The organism is Bradyrhizobium sp. BRP22, from assembly GCF_020194175.1.
Taxonomy (GTDB): Bacteria; Pseudomonadota; Alphaproteobacteria; order Rhizobiales; family Xanthobacteraceae; genus Bradyrhizobium.
The window spans coordinates 240,188-255,735 of record NZ_JADYVX010000005.1; the positions used below are offsets into that span (position 1 = coordinate 240,188).

Annotated in this window: 16 protein-coding genes; 10 read left to right on the plus strand and 6 right to left on the minus strand. The window is 65.4% G+C overall.

All coding sequences use genetic code 11. The features are described from left to right. Positions 1 to 6: 6 nt before the first annotated feature. From I6F35_RS09625 to I6F35_RS09640, 4 genes are all read left to right on the plus strand, one after another. Positions 7 to 894 (plus strand): LysR family transcriptional regulator, encoded by an 888-nt coding sequence (locus tag I6F35_RS09625; RefSeq protein ID WP_225117405.1) that lies wholly within the window; start codon positions 7 to 9, stop codon positions 892 to 894. 164 nt (positions 895 to 1,058) lie between these two features. Next, positions 1,059 to 1,994 (plus strand): cyclase family protein, encoded by a 936-nt coding sequence (locus tag I6F35_RS09630; RefSeq protein ID WP_225117406.1) that lies wholly within the window; start codon positions 1,059 to 1,061, stop codon positions 1,992 to 1,994. 187 nt (positions 1,995 to 2,181) lie between these two features. Then, positions 2,182 to 2,664: a Holliday junction resolvase RuvX gene (gene ruvX, locus I6F35_RS09635; RefSeq protein WP_225117407.1), complete on the plus strand. Its 483-nt coding sequence runs from the start codon at positions 2,182 to 2,184 to the stop codon at positions 2,662 to 2,664. 3 nt (positions 2,665 to 2,667) lie between these two features. Then, positions 2,668 to 3,591 (plus strand): AEC family transporter, encoded by a 924-nt coding sequence (locus tag I6F35_RS09640; protein WP_225117408.1) that lies wholly within the window; start codon positions 2,668 to 2,670, stop codon positions 3,589 to 3,591. Positions 3,592 to 3,696: 105 nt separating this feature from the next. On the opposite strand, the gene I6F35_RS09645 is transcribed toward I6F35_RS09640, so the two are convergent. The 3 genes from I6F35_RS09645 to I6F35_RS09655 form a co-directional block, all read right to left on the minus strand. Continuing rightward, positions 3,697 to 4,470, minus strand: a complete 774-nt coding sequence (locus tag I6F35_RS09645; protein ID WP_225117409.1) for a type II CAAX endopeptidase family protein — start codon at positions 4,468 to 4,470, stop codon at positions 3,697 to 3,699. A gap of 67 nt (positions 4,471 to 4,537) precedes the next feature. Then, complete coding sequence (locus I6F35_RS09650; protein WP_225117410.1) at positions 4,538 to 6,184, minus strand: acyl-CoA dehydrogenase family protein; 1,647 nt, start codon at positions 6,182 to 6,184, stop codon at positions 4,538 to 4,540. Between the two features lie 108 nt (positions 6,185 to 6,292). Next, the gene (locus I6F35_RS09655) at positions 6,293 to 7,006 is read right to left on the minus strand and encodes a M15 family metallopeptidase (RefSeq protein ID WP_225117411.1); all 714 of its coding nucleotides are present in this window, start codon (positions 7,004 to 7,006) and stop codon (positions 6,293 to 6,295) included. Positions 7,007 to 7,231: 225 nt separating this feature from the next. Here I6F35_RS09655 and I6F35_RS09660 point away from each other — a divergent pair, with 225 nt between their 5' ends. The 4 genes from I6F35_RS09660 to I6F35_RS09675 all read left to right on the plus strand — a co-directional run bounded on the left by I6F35_RS09660 (position 7,232) and on the right by I6F35_RS09675 (position 11,547). Then, complete coding sequence (locus tag I6F35_RS09660) at positions 7,232 to 8,185, plus strand: aspartate carbamoyltransferase catalytic subunit (protein ID WP_130579598.1); 954 nt, start codon at positions 7,232 to 7,234, stop codon at positions 8,183 to 8,185. A gap of 4 nt (positions 8,186 to 8,189) precedes the next feature. Beyond that, positions 8,190 to 9,491, plus strand: coding sequence for a dihydroorotase (locus I6F35_RS09665; RefSeq protein ID WP_225117412.1), 1,302 nt, complete (start codon positions 8,190 to 8,192; stop codon positions 9,489 to 9,491). A gap of 95 nt (positions 9,492 to 9,586) precedes the next feature. After that, complete coding sequence (gene plsY, locus I6F35_RS09670) at positions 9,587 to 10,183, plus strand: glycerol-3-phosphate 1-O-acyltransferase PlsY (protein WP_225117413.1); 597 nt, start codon at positions 9,587 to 9,589, stop codon at positions 10,181 to 10,183. A 152-nt stretch (positions 10,184 to 10,335) separates the two neighbouring features. Beyond that, entirely contained in the window at positions 10,336 to 11,547 is a 1,212-nt protein-coding gene (locus I6F35_RS09675; protein WP_225117414.1) for a patatin-like phospholipase family protein, read from the plus strand. Here I6F35_RS09675 and I6F35_RS09680 read toward each other — a convergent pair. Further along, on the minus strand, positions 11,542 to 12,783 hold the full coding sequence (locus I6F35_RS09680) for an amidase (RefSeq protein WP_225117415.1): 1,242 nt from the start codon (positions 12,781 to 12,783) through the stop codon (positions 11,542 to 11,544). The two genes, I6F35_RS09675 and I6F35_RS09680, sit on opposite strands and share 6 nt — an antisense overlap. A 123-nt stretch (positions 12,784 to 12,906) precedes the next feature. Here I6F35_RS09680 and dprA point away from each other — a divergent pair, with 123 nt between their 5' ends. Then, positions 12,907 to 14,019, plus strand: a complete 1,113-nt coding sequence (gene dprA, locus I6F35_RS09685; RefSeq protein WP_225117416.1) for a DNA-processing protein DprA — start codon at positions 12,907 to 12,909, stop codon at positions 14,017 to 14,019. A gap of 129 nt (positions 14,020 to 14,148) precedes the next feature. Here the strand turns inward: dprA and I6F35_RS09690 are convergent, their stop codons facing one another. Beyond that, entirely contained in the window at positions 14,149 to 14,550 is a 402-nt protein-coding gene (locus I6F35_RS09690) for a helix-turn-helix domain-containing protein (protein ID WP_225117417.1), read from the minus strand. 100 nt (positions 14,551 to 14,650) lie between these two features. On the opposite strand from I6F35_RS09690, the gene I6F35_RS09695 reads away from it, so the two are divergent. Next, positions 14,651 to 15,259 (plus strand): NAD(P)H-dependent oxidoreductase, encoded by a 609-nt coding sequence (locus tag I6F35_RS09695; protein WP_225117418.1) that lies wholly within the window; start codon positions 14,651 to 14,653, stop codon positions 15,257 to 15,259. A 50-nt stretch (positions 15,260 to 15,309) separates the two neighbouring features. Here I6F35_RS09695 and I6F35_RS09700 read toward each other — a convergent pair whose 3' ends face one another. Continuing rightward, positions 15,310 to 15,468 (minus strand): hypothetical protein, encoded by a 159-nt coding sequence (locus I6F35_RS09700; protein ID WP_225117419.1) that lies wholly within the window; start codon positions 15,466 to 15,468, stop codon positions 15,310 to 15,312. Positions 15,469 to 15,548: the final 80 nt, after the last annotated feature.

Genomic DNA, 15,548 nt, shown 5'->3' on the forward strand with positions numbered 1-15,548 from the left:
GCAGTCATGGAACTGACCGACCTCCAGACCTTCGCAACGGTCGCCCGTCTCGGCGGTATCACCCGCGCCGCCGACGAGCTGCACACCGTGCAGTCCAACGTCACCCAACGGATCAAGGCGCTCGAAGCCGAAATCGGCACCGCGCTGTTCGAGCGGCACAGCCGCGGCATGACGCTGACGGGCGCCGGGCGGCGCCTGCTGCCTTACGCGCAGCGAATGGCCGCGCTCTCGCGCGAAGCGATGCTCGCTGCGCGTGACGATGGCGAGCCGAAGGGACCGCTCGCGATCGGCTCGATGGAGACGACGGCGGCCGTCCGCCTGCCGGTGCTGCTTGCCGAATTCCATCGCCGCTTTCCGGCGGTGCGGCTGAGCCTGAAGACCGCGACAACGACCGATCTCGTCACCGCCGTGCTGGACGGCACGCTCGACGGCGCCTTCGTGGCCGGTCCGATCGATCACGCCGATCTCACCTCCACCCTCGCGTTCCGCGAAGAGCTGGTGCTGGTCACCGCGCGCCGCTGGAGCAATCTCGCCGCCTTGCGCGCGGGCACATCGGAATCCGGACCGACCGCACTGGTGTTCCGCACCGGCTGCACCTATCGCCAGCGGCTGGAGCAGATCTTCGCCGATTTCGGCTGGCCGTCGGCCGCGCGGTTCGAACTCGGCACGCTCGACGGTATGGTGGGCTGCGTCGCCGCCGACATGGGCGTGACGCTGCTGCCGCGCGTCGTCGTCGAGCGCAATGCGTTGCATGCCAGCGTCAGCATCCACACGCTCGACCCAGCCTATGCGCGCGCCGAAACGATCTTCATTCAACGCCGCGGCGCGCATCAATATAGCGCGCTGCAGAGCTTTGCCGCCTGCCTCGACGACGACCAGGTCATCGCGGCCTGATCGTTCCGCCCAGCGAAATTCCGACTACCATATTCCGTGACGGAGCCATCACACGTTTCGCGCGGCACGCGTCATCAAAAATTTTTGGCTCGTTGTGCGCGGCTACGTTAGTATGGGGCGCTTTCTACCAACAACCATAACGTCAACATCTGGGAGGGACTGCGATGCGCACCGCATTCGTGTTGTGCTGTTCTATTGCCTTGTTGGCTACGGTCGGAACGGCAAGCGCACAAGACTGGACCAAGTCAAAATGGGGGCCGAACGACGAGATCGGCGCCGCCAACTACATGACGCCCGAGCTCGTCGTCAAAGCCGCATCACTGGTGAAAACCGGCAAGACCTACGCGCTCGGCATTCCCGTCGACACCAAGACGCCCGCCTATCCGCCGCGCACCTTCAAGATGACCGTCGTCCAGCCCGGACAGGCCGGCATCTCGGGCCTAGGTCCGAACAAGGCGACCTATAATGACGACATTCTCGACACCTGGGTCGGCATCGGCAGCCAGCTCGACGGCCTCGGCCATCTCGGCATCGAGCACGTCTACTACAACGGCAACAAGCTCGCCGACTTCGCCGATCCCAACGGCTTGAAGAAGCTCGGCATCGAGAAGGTGCCGCCGATGGTCGCGCGCGGCGTGCTGCTCGACATGGCCGCCTATTACAACACCGACGTCGTCAAGGAAGGCACCGCCTTCAACAAGAAGGAGATCGAGGAAGCCGCGAAGAAACAGGGTGTCGAGATCCGACAGGGGGACGTCGTGATCTTCCATACCGGCTGGCTCAGCCTGATCGGCAAGGACGACAAGCGCTATTCCGCGGGCGAGCCCGGCCTCGGGGTCGAGGGTGCCAATTATCTCACCGGCAAGGGCGTGGTGGCCGTCGGCGCCGATACCTGGGGGCTCGAAGTGCTGCCGTTCGAAACCAACAATGTGTTCGAGGTACACCAGATCCTGCTGGCGAAGAACGGCACCTATATCCTGGAGAACATGGACACCGCCGAACTCGCCAAGGACAGGGGGTATGAGTTCCTGTTCGTGCTCGGACAACCGCGCTGGCGCGGCGGCGTGCAGAGCATGATCAACCCGGTCGCGATCCGGTAACTGTCTCTCCACTCGGGCAGCCTCGTAGCCCGGGTGGAGTGCAGCGCAACCCCGGGGGCGTTTGCGTCACGTTGGCAAGCGCTCCCGGGTTACGCTTCGCTTCACCCGGGCTACTGATTCACCCCGCTGGGGAGAGGTGAAGCACCGGCTTTGCCTACGCACTGCACCACGTGTTAAGCGCATCGGCATGCCCGCCCCTGTCCTCCCCCTGATCGAAGCCGTCGCGCATTGGCCCGTGCGCGGCGCGTTGATCGGGCTCGACCTCGGAACCAAGACCATCGGCGTCGCCGTCTCCGATCCCGATCGCCGGCTGGCGACCGGCGTCGAGACCATCCAGCGCAAGACGTTCAAGGCCGACGCCGCGCGGCTGCTCGCGATCGCCAGCGAGCGCAACGCTGCCGGCTTCGTGCTTGGGCTTCCCATCAACATGGACGGCAGCGAGGGGCCGCGGGCGCAATCGACCCGCGCCTTCGCCCGTAACCTCTCCAATCTGACAACGCTGGCGATCGGGCTCTGGGACGAGCGGCTCTCGACATCAGCCGTCGAACGCGAACTGATCGGCATGGATGTCAGCCGCGCCAAGCGCGCCGAGGTGATCGACGAGCACGCCGCGATCTTCATCCTGCAGGGCGCGCTGGATCGGCTGGCCAGGCTGCGGGGCGAGCGCTGAAGCATGGCTGTCGTCATCGCGGCATTGTTGCCGACATTCCTCCTGATCGTGCTCGGCTTCATCCTGAAGCGGACGTTGCTCAAGCCGGAGGCGCAATGGCAGGGACTGGAACGGCTGACCTACTACGTGCTGTTCCCGGTGCTCTTGATCCAGACGCTGGTGAGGGCCGACCTGACAAAGGTGCCGATCGGCGGCGTCGGCGGCGCGCTGTTCATTTCGGCGCTTGCGATGTCGCTATTGTGCCTTGCACTCCGCCCGCTGCTTGCGCGCGGCGGCGTTGACGGTCCCGCCTTCACCTCGGTCTTTCAGGGCGCCACCCGCTGGCAGACCTATGTCGCGCTTGCGGTGTCAGGCAGTCTCTACGGCGACATCGGGCTAGCGCTCGCTTCCGTCGCGATGGTTGCGATCATCCCGCTGGTCAATGTCTTCAGCGTCTCCGTGCTCGCCCACTACGCCGCGCCCGAAAAGCAATCGGCCCGCGCCATCGTCATGACCGTGGTGAAAAATCCGCTGATCTGGGCCTGCGTCGTCGGGATCCTCCTGAACGTGACCCACTTCCCGCTGCCCAAGCTCTGGCATGACGTCGCCGACGCGCTCGGACGTTCGTCGCTCGCGATCGGCCTGCTCGTCACCGGCGCCGGCCTGCACCTCGAAGGCATGTTCCGTCCGAGCCTCGCCGCCAGCGTCACGGTGCTCCTGAAGCTGATCGTGATGCCCGTGCTTGCCGTGGCGCTCGGACTCGCGTTCGGCCTGTCAGGCGCGAGCCTCGTCATCGTCGCCGTTGCCTCAGCGGTGCCCACCTCCTCCTCTGCCTACGTGCTCGCCCGCCAGATGGGCGGCGATGCCCCGCTGCTCGCCCAGATCATCACGCTGCAGACGATACTGGCGGCGATCACGATGCCGATTGTCATTTCGCTGGTCGCCTAGCACACCACCGTCATTGCGAGCGAAGCGAAGCAATCCATGTCGCCACTTGCGGAGGTATGGATTGCTTCGTCGCTTCGCTCCTCGCAATGACGGCTGAGCAAGCAGCTACGACTGCCCCGCCAGCCACAGCGTCTGCAGCGTCGCCGCAAGATTGTTCGCCCCATGCAGCATGATCGTGAGCCAGGTCGTTTCAAAACGGTAGCGCAGGTAGCCGAAGAGAAGGCCGATCGAAAACACCTGGCTCAGGAAGAACCAGTCATATTGCAGATGCAGCAACGTCCAGACGAGCGACGACAGCAGGATCGCGCCTGCTGGCCGCAGGGCCGACTCCGACCAGCCGCGATAGAGGAAGCCGCGGGCGAAGAGTTCTTCCGATATCGGAGCCGCAACGCAGAACGCGATGACGAGCAGCCAAAGCGCGCCCTCGGCCTGCGCCGATTTCAGCACCTCGCCCATGAAGCCCGGCGAGACGTCGCGGCCGAGCGCCCGCGAAACCAGATCCCAGACGCCGACCAATAGCGCCAACGCGGCCACGCCGATGGCGAAGTTCTTCCAGGAGGTCCAACGCAGCGCAAGATAGTCGGCAAAGGAACTCCGGGTCGGACGGATCGCGATCCAAAGCGCCAGCAGCACGCCCGGCAATCCCGTGATAACCGAGAGCGCAATCGTCAATCCCCCGCCGATGGTCTGGATGACGGACGCAATATTGGGCGCGTCCTGCTTCAGCATGAAATAGATGACGACGGCGAGCTGCCCGAGGAACATGCCGCCGAAGACGAACAAGCCCCACAGCGTCGTACCCCAGAACTTCCACACCCGTGGCGGCGGCAGTGGTGGAGCGGTCGGCAGTGGAGGATTTTCGGAAGCAGGCGCCTCCATCACGTGACTTTCAATCGAGCACGCTCCTGCTCCCCCATCGTCATATCCACCATGACGGCCGGACAATTCAATGCGGCAGCGCCCGCTCCAGCAGCGCGCGCACGTCGCTCTCGGCAAGCTCCACCGCGCCGTACATGCCGGCATGCGTGGTCGCGAGCCGCGTGGCCGCGAACAGCTCGGCATGACGCGGCGTCACACCATTGAGCGCGGCGCTCGCCGCGAGCAGCGCCAGTTTCTCCACGGCCAGCCGCGCCACGCGCTCGCTGTCCGGGCGGCGGAACGCCTTGCCGATAAAGGCAACCGCCTCGCTCGCGCCTGACAGCCCCTGCGTCTCCTCGGCCAAGTCCTGCAGGACGGCCGCTGCGGCATCCGCCTCGCGCGACAGTGCACGCAGCACGTCGAGGCACATCACATTGCCCGAACCTTCCCAGATCGCATTGACCGGCGACTCCCGGTAATGCCGCGCCAGAATGCCCTCCTCGACATAGCCATTGCCGCCCAGGCACTCCATCGCCTCGTAGAGGAACCCGGGCGCGCTCTTGCAGGTCCAGTATTTGACCGCGGGCGTCAGCAGCCGCATATAGGCCGCTTCCTTGGCATCAACAGGCGTGCGGTCGAAGGCGCGGCAGAGCCGCACCACCAGCGCAACCGTCGCCTCGACATGCAGCGCCATGTCCGACAGCACGGCCTGCATCAGCGGCTGATCGGCGAGATGCTTCTGGAACACGCTGCGATGACGCGCATGATGCAGCGCATGCGCGAGCCCCGAGCGCATCAGCCCGGCGGAGGCGATCGCGCAATCCTGCCGCGTCAGTTGCACCATCTGGATGATGGTGCGGATGCCCTTGCCCTCCTCGCCGATGCGCTCGGCATAGGCGCCGTGGAATTCCACCTCCGACGATGCATTGGAGCGATTGCCGAGCTTGTCCTTCAGGCGCTGGAAGCGGATCGCGTTGACGGATCCATCCGGCGCAAAGCGCGGCAGGAAGAAGCAGCTCAGGCCTTCCTCGGCCTGGGCCAGCACCAGGAACGCGTCGCACATCGGCGCCGACATGAACCATTTGTGCCCGGTGATGCGATAGGCATCGCCGTCGCGCTCGGCGCGCGTCATGTTGGCGCGCACATCGGTGCCGCCCTGCTTCTCGGTCATCCCCATGCCGAGCGTCATGCCGCGCTTCTCCCACCAGGGCATGAAGGTCGGATCATAGGAGCGCGTGGCGATGACCGGCATCGTTCTCGCTAACAGATCCGGCTGCGACGCCAGCGCAGCAACGGAGGCGCGCGTCATGGTGATCGGGCAGAGATGCCCGGTCTCGACCTGCGCGGCGATATAGAATTTCGCCGCGCGTACGACCTCCGCCGCACCACCCGCAGGATTGCCGCTGGAGGTCCAGGTCGAGTTGTGCACGCCGGCATGCGCGCTGTGCGCCATCAGTTCGTGATAGGCCGGATGAAACTCGACCACGTCGCGACGGTTGCCGCGGGAATCGAAAACGCGCAGTTTCGGCGTGTTCTCATTGGCGGTGCGGCCCCGCTCCGCCATGACAGAGGAGCCCCAGTGCCTGCCGAATTGCGCGAGTTCACCTTGCGCCGAGGCGCCGCCATTGGCGGCCACCGCCTCGACCAACGGCTTGTCGAGCGTGAACAGATCGACATCCTCGAACGGCGGCGACTGGTTGAAGACCTCGTGGGTCGAGAAGATGATTTGGGTCATGACGTTTCCTGACAGCCGGAACAGAGCATGATCCGGAAAGCTGGACACCGAATTTTCCCTCGCGACAAACGCGAAGCGTTTGCGCGGAGATCATACTCAAACAAAGAGCTAAAGGCGCGGCGGAATCGGAAAATCATAGGCCTGCCCGCCCGCCCCGGGCAGCGAAAAATGCCACCACTCCTTTGAATAGTTGACAAAGCCCTGTCGCGCCATCGCCGCGACCAGCCTCTTCCGCCACCTTCGCTGCGTCGGATTGACCGAGGGTGCGGCGGTATGCGCCTTGACGTCGGCGCAATCATAGCCCGTCCCCATGTCGATGCTGCCTTCCGGCGCCCGCATTTCCACCGGCGCCGTGCAGTCGGCATAGTCTCTGGCGGGGTCGAACCTGCCGGCATTGTCGGCGGCAAGATCGACCAGCGTCAGGTCGAGCGCGGCCCCGCTCGAATGACCGGATCGCGCAGCGATATAGCCAAGCCGGAACAGATCGCCCTTGCGAAAGGCCGGATTGTAGCGCTTGCCGGCCACCGTTTCCCTGCCATCCCTGGACCACGCGACCATCTCGGCGACCGCCCGCGCCGGGCGGTAACAATCGAACATCTTCAGCGACAGCTTTTGTCCCGCCAGTTCCTGCTGCACGGCCTTCAACTTGAGCCCGACCTCGCGCTTCACCACGCATTCGCCCGCGCCGTAGCCCCTGAGCGGCCGGCCGACAAAGTTGTTCGAACCGGCATAGCGGATGTCCTGGATGATGGTCGGATCGACGTCGCGCAGGAACACGAAACCGCCGGGCAGGGTTTGCGCGCGGGCTACCGAAATCGACATGGCTGCCACAATTCCAATGAGTATCGCTTTCACGACGACCTACCCACTTGCGTCATGGCCGGGCTTGTCCCGGGCATCCACGTCCTCTGCAGCAAATCTTAAGTAAGACGTGGATGCCCGGGACAAGCCCGGGCATGACGAGGCCGTGACTGATCGGGGGAAAACTCACCAGCCCCCTATTCCCGCTTGCCCCGCCGACCATCCGCGCCTATAGCTCTGGCTTTAATGACCCCATCATTGAAATCGACCTTTGTCCTCGGTCACCGGCATCTGCTGGGCATCGAGGGGCTTTCCGCTGCCGACATCACCGGCCTGCTCGACCTGTCCGAGGAATATGTCGAGCTCAACCGCCAGGTGGACAAGAAACGCGCATCCCTGCGCGGCCGCACCCAGGTCAACCTGTTCTTCGAGGCCTCGACCCGGACGCAATCCTCCTTCGAGATCGCGGGCAAAAGACTGGGTGCCGACGTCATGAACATGTCGGTGTCCTCGTCCTCGATGCGCAAGGGCGAGACGCTGATGGACACCGCGGTGACGCTGAACGCGATGCACCCGGATATTCTGGTGGTGCGCCACCACGCCTCCGGCGCGGTGGAACTGCTGGCGCGCAAGGTTGACGGTTCCGTGATCAATGCCGGCGATGGCGCGCATGAGCATCCGACCCAGGCCCTGCTCGATGCGCTGACGATCCGCCGCAACAAAGGCCGGATCGAGGGGCTCGTGATCGCGATCTGCGGCGACGTCATGCATTCGCGCGTCGCGCGCTCCAACATCCTGCTGCTCAACACCATGGGCGCCCGCGTCCGCGTGGTCGCGCCCTCCACGCTCTTGCCGCGCGGCATCGAGCGGATGGGGGTCGAGGTCGCCCGCGACATGCGCGAGGGGCTCGATGGTGCCGATATCGTGATGATGCTGCGCCTGCAGCGCGAGCGCATGAACGGCTCCTTCGTCCCGTCGTCGGGCGAGTATTTCCAGTATTTCGGCCTCGACCAGAAGAAGTTGTCCTATGCCAAGCCCGACGCGCTGGTGATGCATCCGGGGCCGATGAACCGCGGCGTCGAGATCGACTCGGCGGTGGCCGACGGCGCGCAATCGGTGATCCGCGAACAGGTCGAAATGGGAGTGGCAGTGCGCATGGCGGTGCTGGAAGCACTCGCCCGCAACCTGCCGAACGCGTGACATCATGCTGACCGATCGTCGCCCAATCCTGCTTGCCAATGCCCGCGTCGTCGATCCCTCGCGCGATCTCGACGGGCCCGCCGATGTCCTGATCGCCGACGGCATGATCCGCGACAGCAAGCGCGGCATCGGCGCCGCCGGCGTCCCCGAAGGCACCGACATCGTCAATTGCGCCGGCAAGATCGTCGCTCCCGGCCTGATCGACATGCGCGCCTTTGTCGGCGAGCCCGGGGCGAACCATCGCGAGACCTTCGCCTCGGCCAGTCTTGCGGCGGCGGCCGGCGGCATCACTACGATCATTTGCCAGCCGAACACCTCGCCGGTGATCGACAATTCGGCGACCGTCGATTTCGTGATGCGCCGCGCCCGCGACACCGCGATCGTCAACATCCATCCGATGGCGGCGCTGACCAAGGGCCTGCGCGGCGAGGAGATGACCGAGATCGGGCTCTTGAAGGCCGCCGGCGCGGTCGCCTTCACCGATGGCGACAAGAGCGTCACCAACGCGCAGGTGATGCGCCGCGCGCTGACCTACGCGCGCGACTTCGACGCGCTGATCGTGCATCACACCGAGGATCCCGATCTGGTCGGCGAAGGCGTGATGAACGAGGGCGAGTTCGCGACCAGGCTGGGGCTTGCCGGCATCCCGAACGCCGCCGAGTCGATCATGCTCGAGCGCGACATGCGGCTCGCGGCACTGACCGGCGGACGCTATCACGCCGCCTCCCTCACCACCGCGGAGTCGCTTGAAATCCTCAAACGCACCCGCGACGCGGGCGCCGATGTCTCCGCCTCGGTCTCGATCAACCACGTCACGCTGAACGAGAACGATATCGGTCCCTACCGGACGTTCCTGAAACTATCGCCGCCGCTGCGCACCGAGGATGACCGCCAGGCCCTGGTCGCGGCGCTGGCTTCCGGTCTCATCGACGTCATCATGTCCGATCACAATCCGCAGGACGTCGAGGTCAAGCGCCTGCCGTTCGCCGAGGCCGCGTTCGGCGCGGTCGGGCTGCAGACCATGCTACCGGCGGGACTGCGGCTGATCCATAATGGCGAGATGGACTTCAAGACTCTGATCCGGGCGATGTCGACCCGTCCTGCCGAATTGCTGGGGCTGCCCGGCGGTTCGCTGCGCGCGGGCTCGCCGGCCGACGTGATCGTGATCGATCCTGATACGCCCTGGGTGCTCGATCCCGCCGACCTCAAATCGCTGTGCAAGAACACGCCCTTCGACGAGGCCCGCTTCTCCGGCCGCGTCGTGCGCACCATTGTCAGCGGGAGGACGGTGTATGAGCATGTCTAACGCGTTTTCAAGCGAAGTGGATACCGGTTCGCGTCAAGAAAACGCGTCAACGAAAAGAGACATGCCAGAAACAAACCGCGCCGGGAGCGCCGGCCATGTCCTCTGATGCCTTCCTGATCGTCGCTCTTCTGATCGGCTATCTGTTCGGCTCGGTTCCGTTCGGGCTGGTCCTGACCAAGATCGCCGGCACGCAGGATTTGCGCTCGATCGGCTCCGGCAATATCGGCGCCACCAATGTGCTGCGCACCGGGCGCAAGGGGCTTGCCGCCGCGACGCTGATCTTCGACATGCTGAAGGGCACGGCTGCCGTCGTGCTGTCGGGCTATCTCGGCGGCCCGAATGCGGCGATGGTGGCCGGGTTCGGCGCCGTCCTCGGCCACCTCTATCCGGTCTGGCTCAAGTTCAAAGGCGGCAAAGGCGTCGCCACCTATATCGGCGTGCTGATCGGCCTGTTCTGGCCGGCCGCGGCCGTCTTTGGCGCGATCTGGCTCGCCACCGCCTTCACCACACGCTATTCGTCGCTGTCGGCGCTGGTCGCAGCCTTCGTCACCCCGATCTTCCTGTGGTGGTTCGGCCACGCCGCACTTGCCGCGCTCGCCGCGGTGCTGACGCTCATGATGTTTTATACCCACCGCGAAAACATCAAGCGGTTGCAGGCAGGCACCGAGGGACGAATCGGCCAAAAAGCCTAGAATTCGCCATCAATCTGTTGAGGACCGGTCACATCCGTTCGAAATTCTCGTGCGGTACTGGCAAACAACGATGTTGGCTGGCATCCTGCGAGTCAAACGGCGTCATACGGTTGCGTCAGAAAGACGAGATCGAACAGGATGGAATCGACGGAATGAGCGCGTCGTGTCCGGTGAGCACGTCAAGCGCGAGCGCCCTGCTCGCTGCCTCCGATATCTGGTCATTCTCCGACGACACGCCGAGTGCCGTCAGTTCGGCAGCGAAATCCAACGCTGAAACCGAGCGGCCTGCTGCCCGGCCACCCCCGGAGCCAATCCTTAATATGCAATCGGCGCGGGCCGACGTGCCAGCGCGCTTGCCGGTCAACAAGCCGAAAAAGGCGGATGCAGGTGAACCTCTCGTCTGGCCCCCGCGAAAATTATCGCTGGCACTGCAGGGCGGCGGCACTTTTGCCGCCTTCACCTGGGGCGCACTCGAGCGGCTCCTGGAAGAACCGAATTGCGCGTTCGACACCATCAGCGGCGCCAGCGCCGGCGCGGTCAACGCCGCACTGCTCGCTTGCGGCCTGGTCGAAGGTGGTCGCGAAGGTGCGCGCGCCGCGCTCAACCGGTTCTGGATGCGGATCATGCACGAGGCTTCGTTCCGCTCGCTGATGCTGGTCGGAGGATTCTCGCCGGCTGGACGCTCGGTCGCGTTCGGGCCGACGCTGCGGTCCGGCCAGTTCGATCCGTTCGATCTCGATCCGCTGCGGCAGGCGCTTGCAAGAGACATCGATTTCACCGCGCTGCAGAGCCCGGCCTGCCCAAGACTTCTGGTGGCGGCGACGCGCGTTCGCGACGGCCGGCAGCAGGTCTTTGGCAATGCCGAGATCACCGCCGACGTGCTGCTCGCCTCGACCTGTCCGCCGCTGATCCATTGCGCGGTCGAAATCGACGGCGAATCTTATTGGGACGGCGGCTTTGGCGCCAATCCGCCGCTGGTCCGATTGGTGCAGGAATCCGAGACGACGAACGTGCTCGTCGTCCAAGTCACGCCGGCGCGCGACAGCTATGTCCCGATCACGCCTGCCGCGATCGATCGCCGCCTCGACCAGATCACGGCCAATTCGGTGCTCAACGCCGAGATCGCAGCCCTGGAATGGGCGCGGCCTGCCGCAGCTCCCGCGCTGCGGCTGTTCCGGATTGCGGCGGAAGACGAGATCGACGGGCTCGCCCAGCGCAGCGCCACCGATCTCGGACCCGGCTTCATCCGCCTCTTGCATCGGAGCGGGCGCAAGGCCGCCGAACGTTTCCTGGCGCAGGACGCCGGCTCGACGCAGATCGAAACGCCGCGCAAATCGCGGGTCGCGGAGCCCGCGCTGCTATAGCTTCGCCAGCGCCATTTCGACGAAGCGCGCCGCCGCCAGCGCCCTGGCGTCGGCGCCGAACGGCGCGATTACCTGCACGCCGACAGGCAGATTGCCCTCGGCGACGTACGCAGGCACGTTGACGCAAGGCACGCCCATCAGCGTCCACAGCCGGTTGTAGCGGGCATCGCCGGTCGACGAGAGGCCCTTCGGCGCGGCACCCGGCGCCGACAGTGTCAGGAGCACGTCGACATCCCCAAATGCTTCGGCGAGCGCCAGCCGCGCGCGACCGGCAATGTCGATCGCCTCGTCGTATTGAGCCGCAGTAACATCCTTGCTGTCGTCGAGACGGCCGCGCAGCAATGGCGGCATCGCGTCATAGTTCTCGCGATATTCCCAGGCGAACGAGCGGTGCGCTTCAAAGTCCTGCACCACCGGTTGAATGCGCCAAGCCTCAGCGATGATCTCGGGCAATGACAATTCGCGAACAGCAGCACCGCCGCGCTCGGCCGCCTGCGCCGCGATCCGCAGCGCCTCCGCGCCGGACGCATCGGGCGCGCCGGCAAAATCCTGCGTGACGACGCCGATCCGCGGCGCTGCGATCGCCTCCGGCAGTCGCAGCGCCGGCCGTCCCGTCATCGCCGCCAGCGCCACCGCGAGGTCACTCACTTGAGACGCGAACAGGCCGACGGTGTCGAGCGTCCAGGAAAAGCATTTGACGCCGACCGTCGGCAGCAGCCGGTAGGACGGCTTGATCGCGGCCACGCCGCAAAACGACGCCGGCCGGATCACCGAGCCTGCGGTCTGCGTCCCCAGCGCCAGCGGAATCATCCCGGCTGCGACTGCGGCTGCCGATCCCGCCGACGATCCGCCCGGCGTATGGTCATGATTGCGCGGATTGAGCGTCGCCGTCGGATCGTTGGCGGCGAACGCCGTCGTCGTGGTCTTGCCGACAGTGGTGGCGCCGGCCTGCTTCAGCATCATCACGACCGGCGCATCGGCGCGCGGACGGTGTCCCCGATAGATCGACGCTCCCATCTCGGTCGGCAAATCCACGGTGTCGATGATGTCCTTGATCCCGACCGCAATACCACGCAGCGGCCCCGACGCTTGCGCGCGCGGGGATTCCGACCGCGACACGAAGGCGCCGATCGTCTTCTCCGCCGCATCGATCGCGGCCAGCGATTGGGCGATTGCTGCGTCGGGCGAGATCTCGCCTTGCTCGATGCGGCGAGTGAGTTCGGCGAGCGAGATCATGGGGAATTTCTCCCTTCCTTGGCCGGATTGCTTTTAGGGACCGTCTCCCGGTCGGGCAAGTCATGAGACGGAGACGGCAAATAAGTTGATCGCAATCTTCGGTTGGGCGAAGCTGCGCCGGCCATGCACGACCGTACCTCCCCGATCCAACTCACCGATTCCGAACGCCTCGACCGCCTGCGGCTGATCCGCTCGGAGAACGTCGGCCCGCGCACGTTTCGCGCGCTGCTCAATCATTTCGGCGACGCGCGCACCGCGCTCGAACATCTGCCCGACATGGCGCGGCGTGGCGGCGGCGGTGCCGGACGCATCTGCACGGTCGAGGAGGCAAAGGCCGAGCTTGCGGCCTGCAGGAAGCATGGCATCAGCCTGGTCGCGCCGGGCGAAGCCTGGTATCCGGCGCGGCTTGCCACGATCGATGACGCGCCGCCGCTGCTCGTCGTGCGCGGCGCGCTCGAGGTGCTGACGCGGCCAATGATCGCGATCGTCGGCTCGCGCAACGCGTCAGGTGCCGGGTTGAAATTCGCTAGCAGCCTCGCCCACGATCTCGGTGACGCCGGCTTCGTCGTGATCTCCGGCCTGGCCCGCGGCATCGATCAGGCTGCGCACCGCGCCACCGTCCAGACCGGCACGGTCGCAGTGCTCGCCGGCGGCCATGACAGGATCTATCCACCCGAACATGAGGACCTGCTCGCGGCCCTGCTCGAACAGGGCGCCGCGATCTCCGAAATGCCGCTCGGCCATGTCCCGCGCGCTCGCGACTTCCCGCGCCGCAATCGCCTGATCTCGGGTGCGGCGCTCGGCGTCGTCATCGTCGAAGCCGCGCACCGTTCGGGATCGCTGATCACCGCGCGCATGGCGGCCGAACAAGGCCGCGAAGTGTTCGCCGTCCCCGGCTCACCGCTCGATCCGCGCGCCGCCGGCACCAACGATCTGATCAAGCAGGGCGCGGCGCTCGTGACGAATGCGAGCGATATCATCAACGCAGTCCAGCCGATCATGGAGCGGCCGCTCGCGCTTGCTGCACGCGAAAGCGATGACGAGCCGCTCGATTTCGACACCGACCCGAGCGAACGCGAACGCATCGTCACCCTGCTCGGCCCGAGCCCGGTCAGCCTCGACGACCTGATCCGGATGTCCGGCTTGTCGCCCACCATCGTTCGCACGGTGCTGCTCGAGCTCGAACTCGCCGGCCGCCTCGAACGTCACGGCGGCGGACTGGTGTCGCTGGTCTAGGCGATCTCCCGTAGTCGCTCACGTGAGCTCTCGCAGCCCGGGTGGAGCGCAGCGCAACCCGTGCTTGTGTGTCAATTCTGAGAGCGGTCCCGGGTTACGCTCCGCTCCACCCGGGCTACGAATCCATCCTCAACCGCGCTCGTTGCGCGCATCGAACTCGCCTCGGGCGCGCTCGATCTCGGGCAGGTGCTCGAACGCCCATTGGCCGAGCGCCTGCACCGGTCGCGAAAGTCCGCGGCCAAGATCGGTCAGCTCGTAGTCGACCCGCGGCGGAATGGTCGGAAATACCGTGCGTGTGACCAGCCCGTCGCGCTCCAGCCCGCGCAGCGTCAGCGTCAGCATCCGCTGCGAGATGCCGCCGATCATGCGCTTGAGCTCGTTGAAGCGCCGCGGCCCGTCGCCAAGCAGCATGATCACCAGCACGCTCCATTTGTCGCCGACCCGCGCCAGCACCGAGGCCACGCCGCGGCAGTCGCTGCCGGTATGCGGGACTGGTTCGAGGACAGGCACATGAATGTGGTCGGGTTTCACTGATGTGCTCCGGTGAGAAAAATGTGCGTTCTTGCGGGCTTTTGCCACAGTCACTCATATAGCGCCAGTTACAAACCTATACCAAAGGGTGACACCAACCATGAAACTCCTGCATCTCGATTCCAGCGTGCTCGGCCCCCACTCCGTCAGCCGGCAGGTCTCCGCCGCCATCGTCGACCGGTTGCGCAAGACACATCCCGGCCTCGAGGTCAGCTATCGCGACCTCACGACGGCGCCCCTCGCCCATCTCTCTGGCTCCCATCTTGCCGCCAGCCAGGGTGCGACGCCGGAAGCCTCGGTGCAGGCTGATATCGCCGCCGGCCAGCAGATGCTCGATGAGTTCCTGGCCGCCGACATCGTCGTGCTCGGCGCGCCCATGTACAATTTCACCATCCCGAGCCAGCTCAAGGCCTGGATCGATCGCATCCTGGTTGCCGGCAAGACGTTCAAATACAGTGCCTCCGGTGTCGAGGGCATCGCCGGCAACAAGCGCGTCATCGTCGCGATCTCGCGCGGCGGCTTCTACGGTCCGGGCACGCCGGCCGCCGTCGGCGAGCATCTGGAGACCTATTTGCGCTGGGTGTTCGGCTTCATCGGAATTGCCAATCCCGAATTCATCTCCGCCGACGGAATCCAGGTCGGGCCGGAGCATCGGGAAAAGGCCGTTGCAGGCGCGCTGCAGGCCGCCGGCAATCTCAGCGCGGCGTAACCACAATCGAGCTGCGTCATGGCCGGCCTCCACCGGCCGTGACGCTGCAGTTAATGCCAGGAGCCCTGCTCGCCGAACATCACCGCGACCAGCGAAATCAACAGGCCGATCCCGCAGAACAGGGCGATTGAGACAAGCTGCCCGTCGTTAGCTTTCTGCGGAGCGCGGGAAAGTGGGACAGAGGGCCGGGCGCGGATGACTGTCGGCATTGCTGCTCTCCAGTTCCAACAAGCAAAGAAAGGTCCCTGCCTATAAGACTGTATTGGCAGCTACGACGAAGGTTCAACAC

Excerpts from the sequence above, each read along its gene's own strand:
- I6F35_RS09625 (WP_225117405.1), top strand. The coding sequence starts at position 7 with ATGGAACTGACCGACCTCCAGACCTTCGCAACGGTCGCCCGTCTCGGC.
- I6F35_RS09630 (WP_225117406.1), top strand. The coding sequence starts at position 1,059 with ATGCGCACCGCATTCGTGTTGTGCTGTTCTATTGCCTTGTTGGCTACG.
- ruvX (WP_225117407.1), top strand. The coding sequence starts at position 2,182 with ATGCCCGCCCCTGTCCTCCCCCTGATCGAAGCCGTCGCGCATTGGCCC.
- I6F35_RS09640 (WP_225117408.1), top strand. The coding sequence starts at position 2,668 with ATGGCTGTCGTCATCGCGGCATTGTTGCCGACATTCCTCCTGATCGTG.
- I6F35_RS09645 (WP_225117409.1), bottom strand. The coding sequence starts at position 4,470 with ATGGAGGCGCCTGCTTCCGAAAATCCTCCACTGCCGACCGCTCCACCA.
- I6F35_RS09650 (WP_225117410.1), bottom strand. The coding sequence starts at position 6,184 with ATGACCCAAATCATCTTCTCGACCCACGAGGTCTTCAACCAGTCGCCG.
- I6F35_RS09655 (WP_225117411.1), bottom strand. The coding sequence starts at position 7,006 with ATGTCGATTTCGGTAGCCCGCGCGCAAACCCTGCCCGGCGGTTTCGTG.
- I6F35_RS09660 (WP_130579598.1), top strand. The coding sequence starts at position 7,232 with ATGACCCCATCATTGAAATCGACCTTTGTCCTCGGTCACCGGCATCTG.
- I6F35_RS09665 (WP_225117412.1), top strand. The coding sequence starts at position 8,190 with ATGCTGACCGATCGTCGCCCAATCCTGCTTGCCAATGCCCGCGTCGTC.
- plsY (WP_225117413.1), top strand. The coding sequence starts at position 9,587 with ATGTCCTCTGATGCCTTCCTGATCGTCGCTCTTCTGATCGGCTATCTG.
- I6F35_RS09675 (WP_225117414.1), top strand. The coding sequence starts at position 10,336 with ATGAGCGCGTCGTGTCCGGTGAGCACGTCAAGCGCGAGCGCCCTGCTC.
- I6F35_RS09680 (WP_225117415.1), bottom strand. The coding sequence starts at position 12,783 with ATGATCTCGCTCGCCGAACTCACTCGCCGCATCGAGCAAGGCGAGATC.
- dprA (WP_225117416.1), top strand. The coding sequence starts at position 12,907 with ATGCACGACCGTACCTCCCCGATCCAACTCACCGATTCCGAACGCCTC.
- I6F35_RS09695 (WP_225117418.1), top strand. The coding sequence starts at position 14,651 with ATGAAACTCCTGCATCTCGATTCCAGCGTGCTCGGCCCCCACTCCGTC.
- I6F35_RS09700 (WP_225117419.1), bottom strand. The coding sequence starts at position 15,468 with ATGCCGACAGTCATCCGCGCCCGGCCCTCTGTCCCACTTTCCCGCGCT.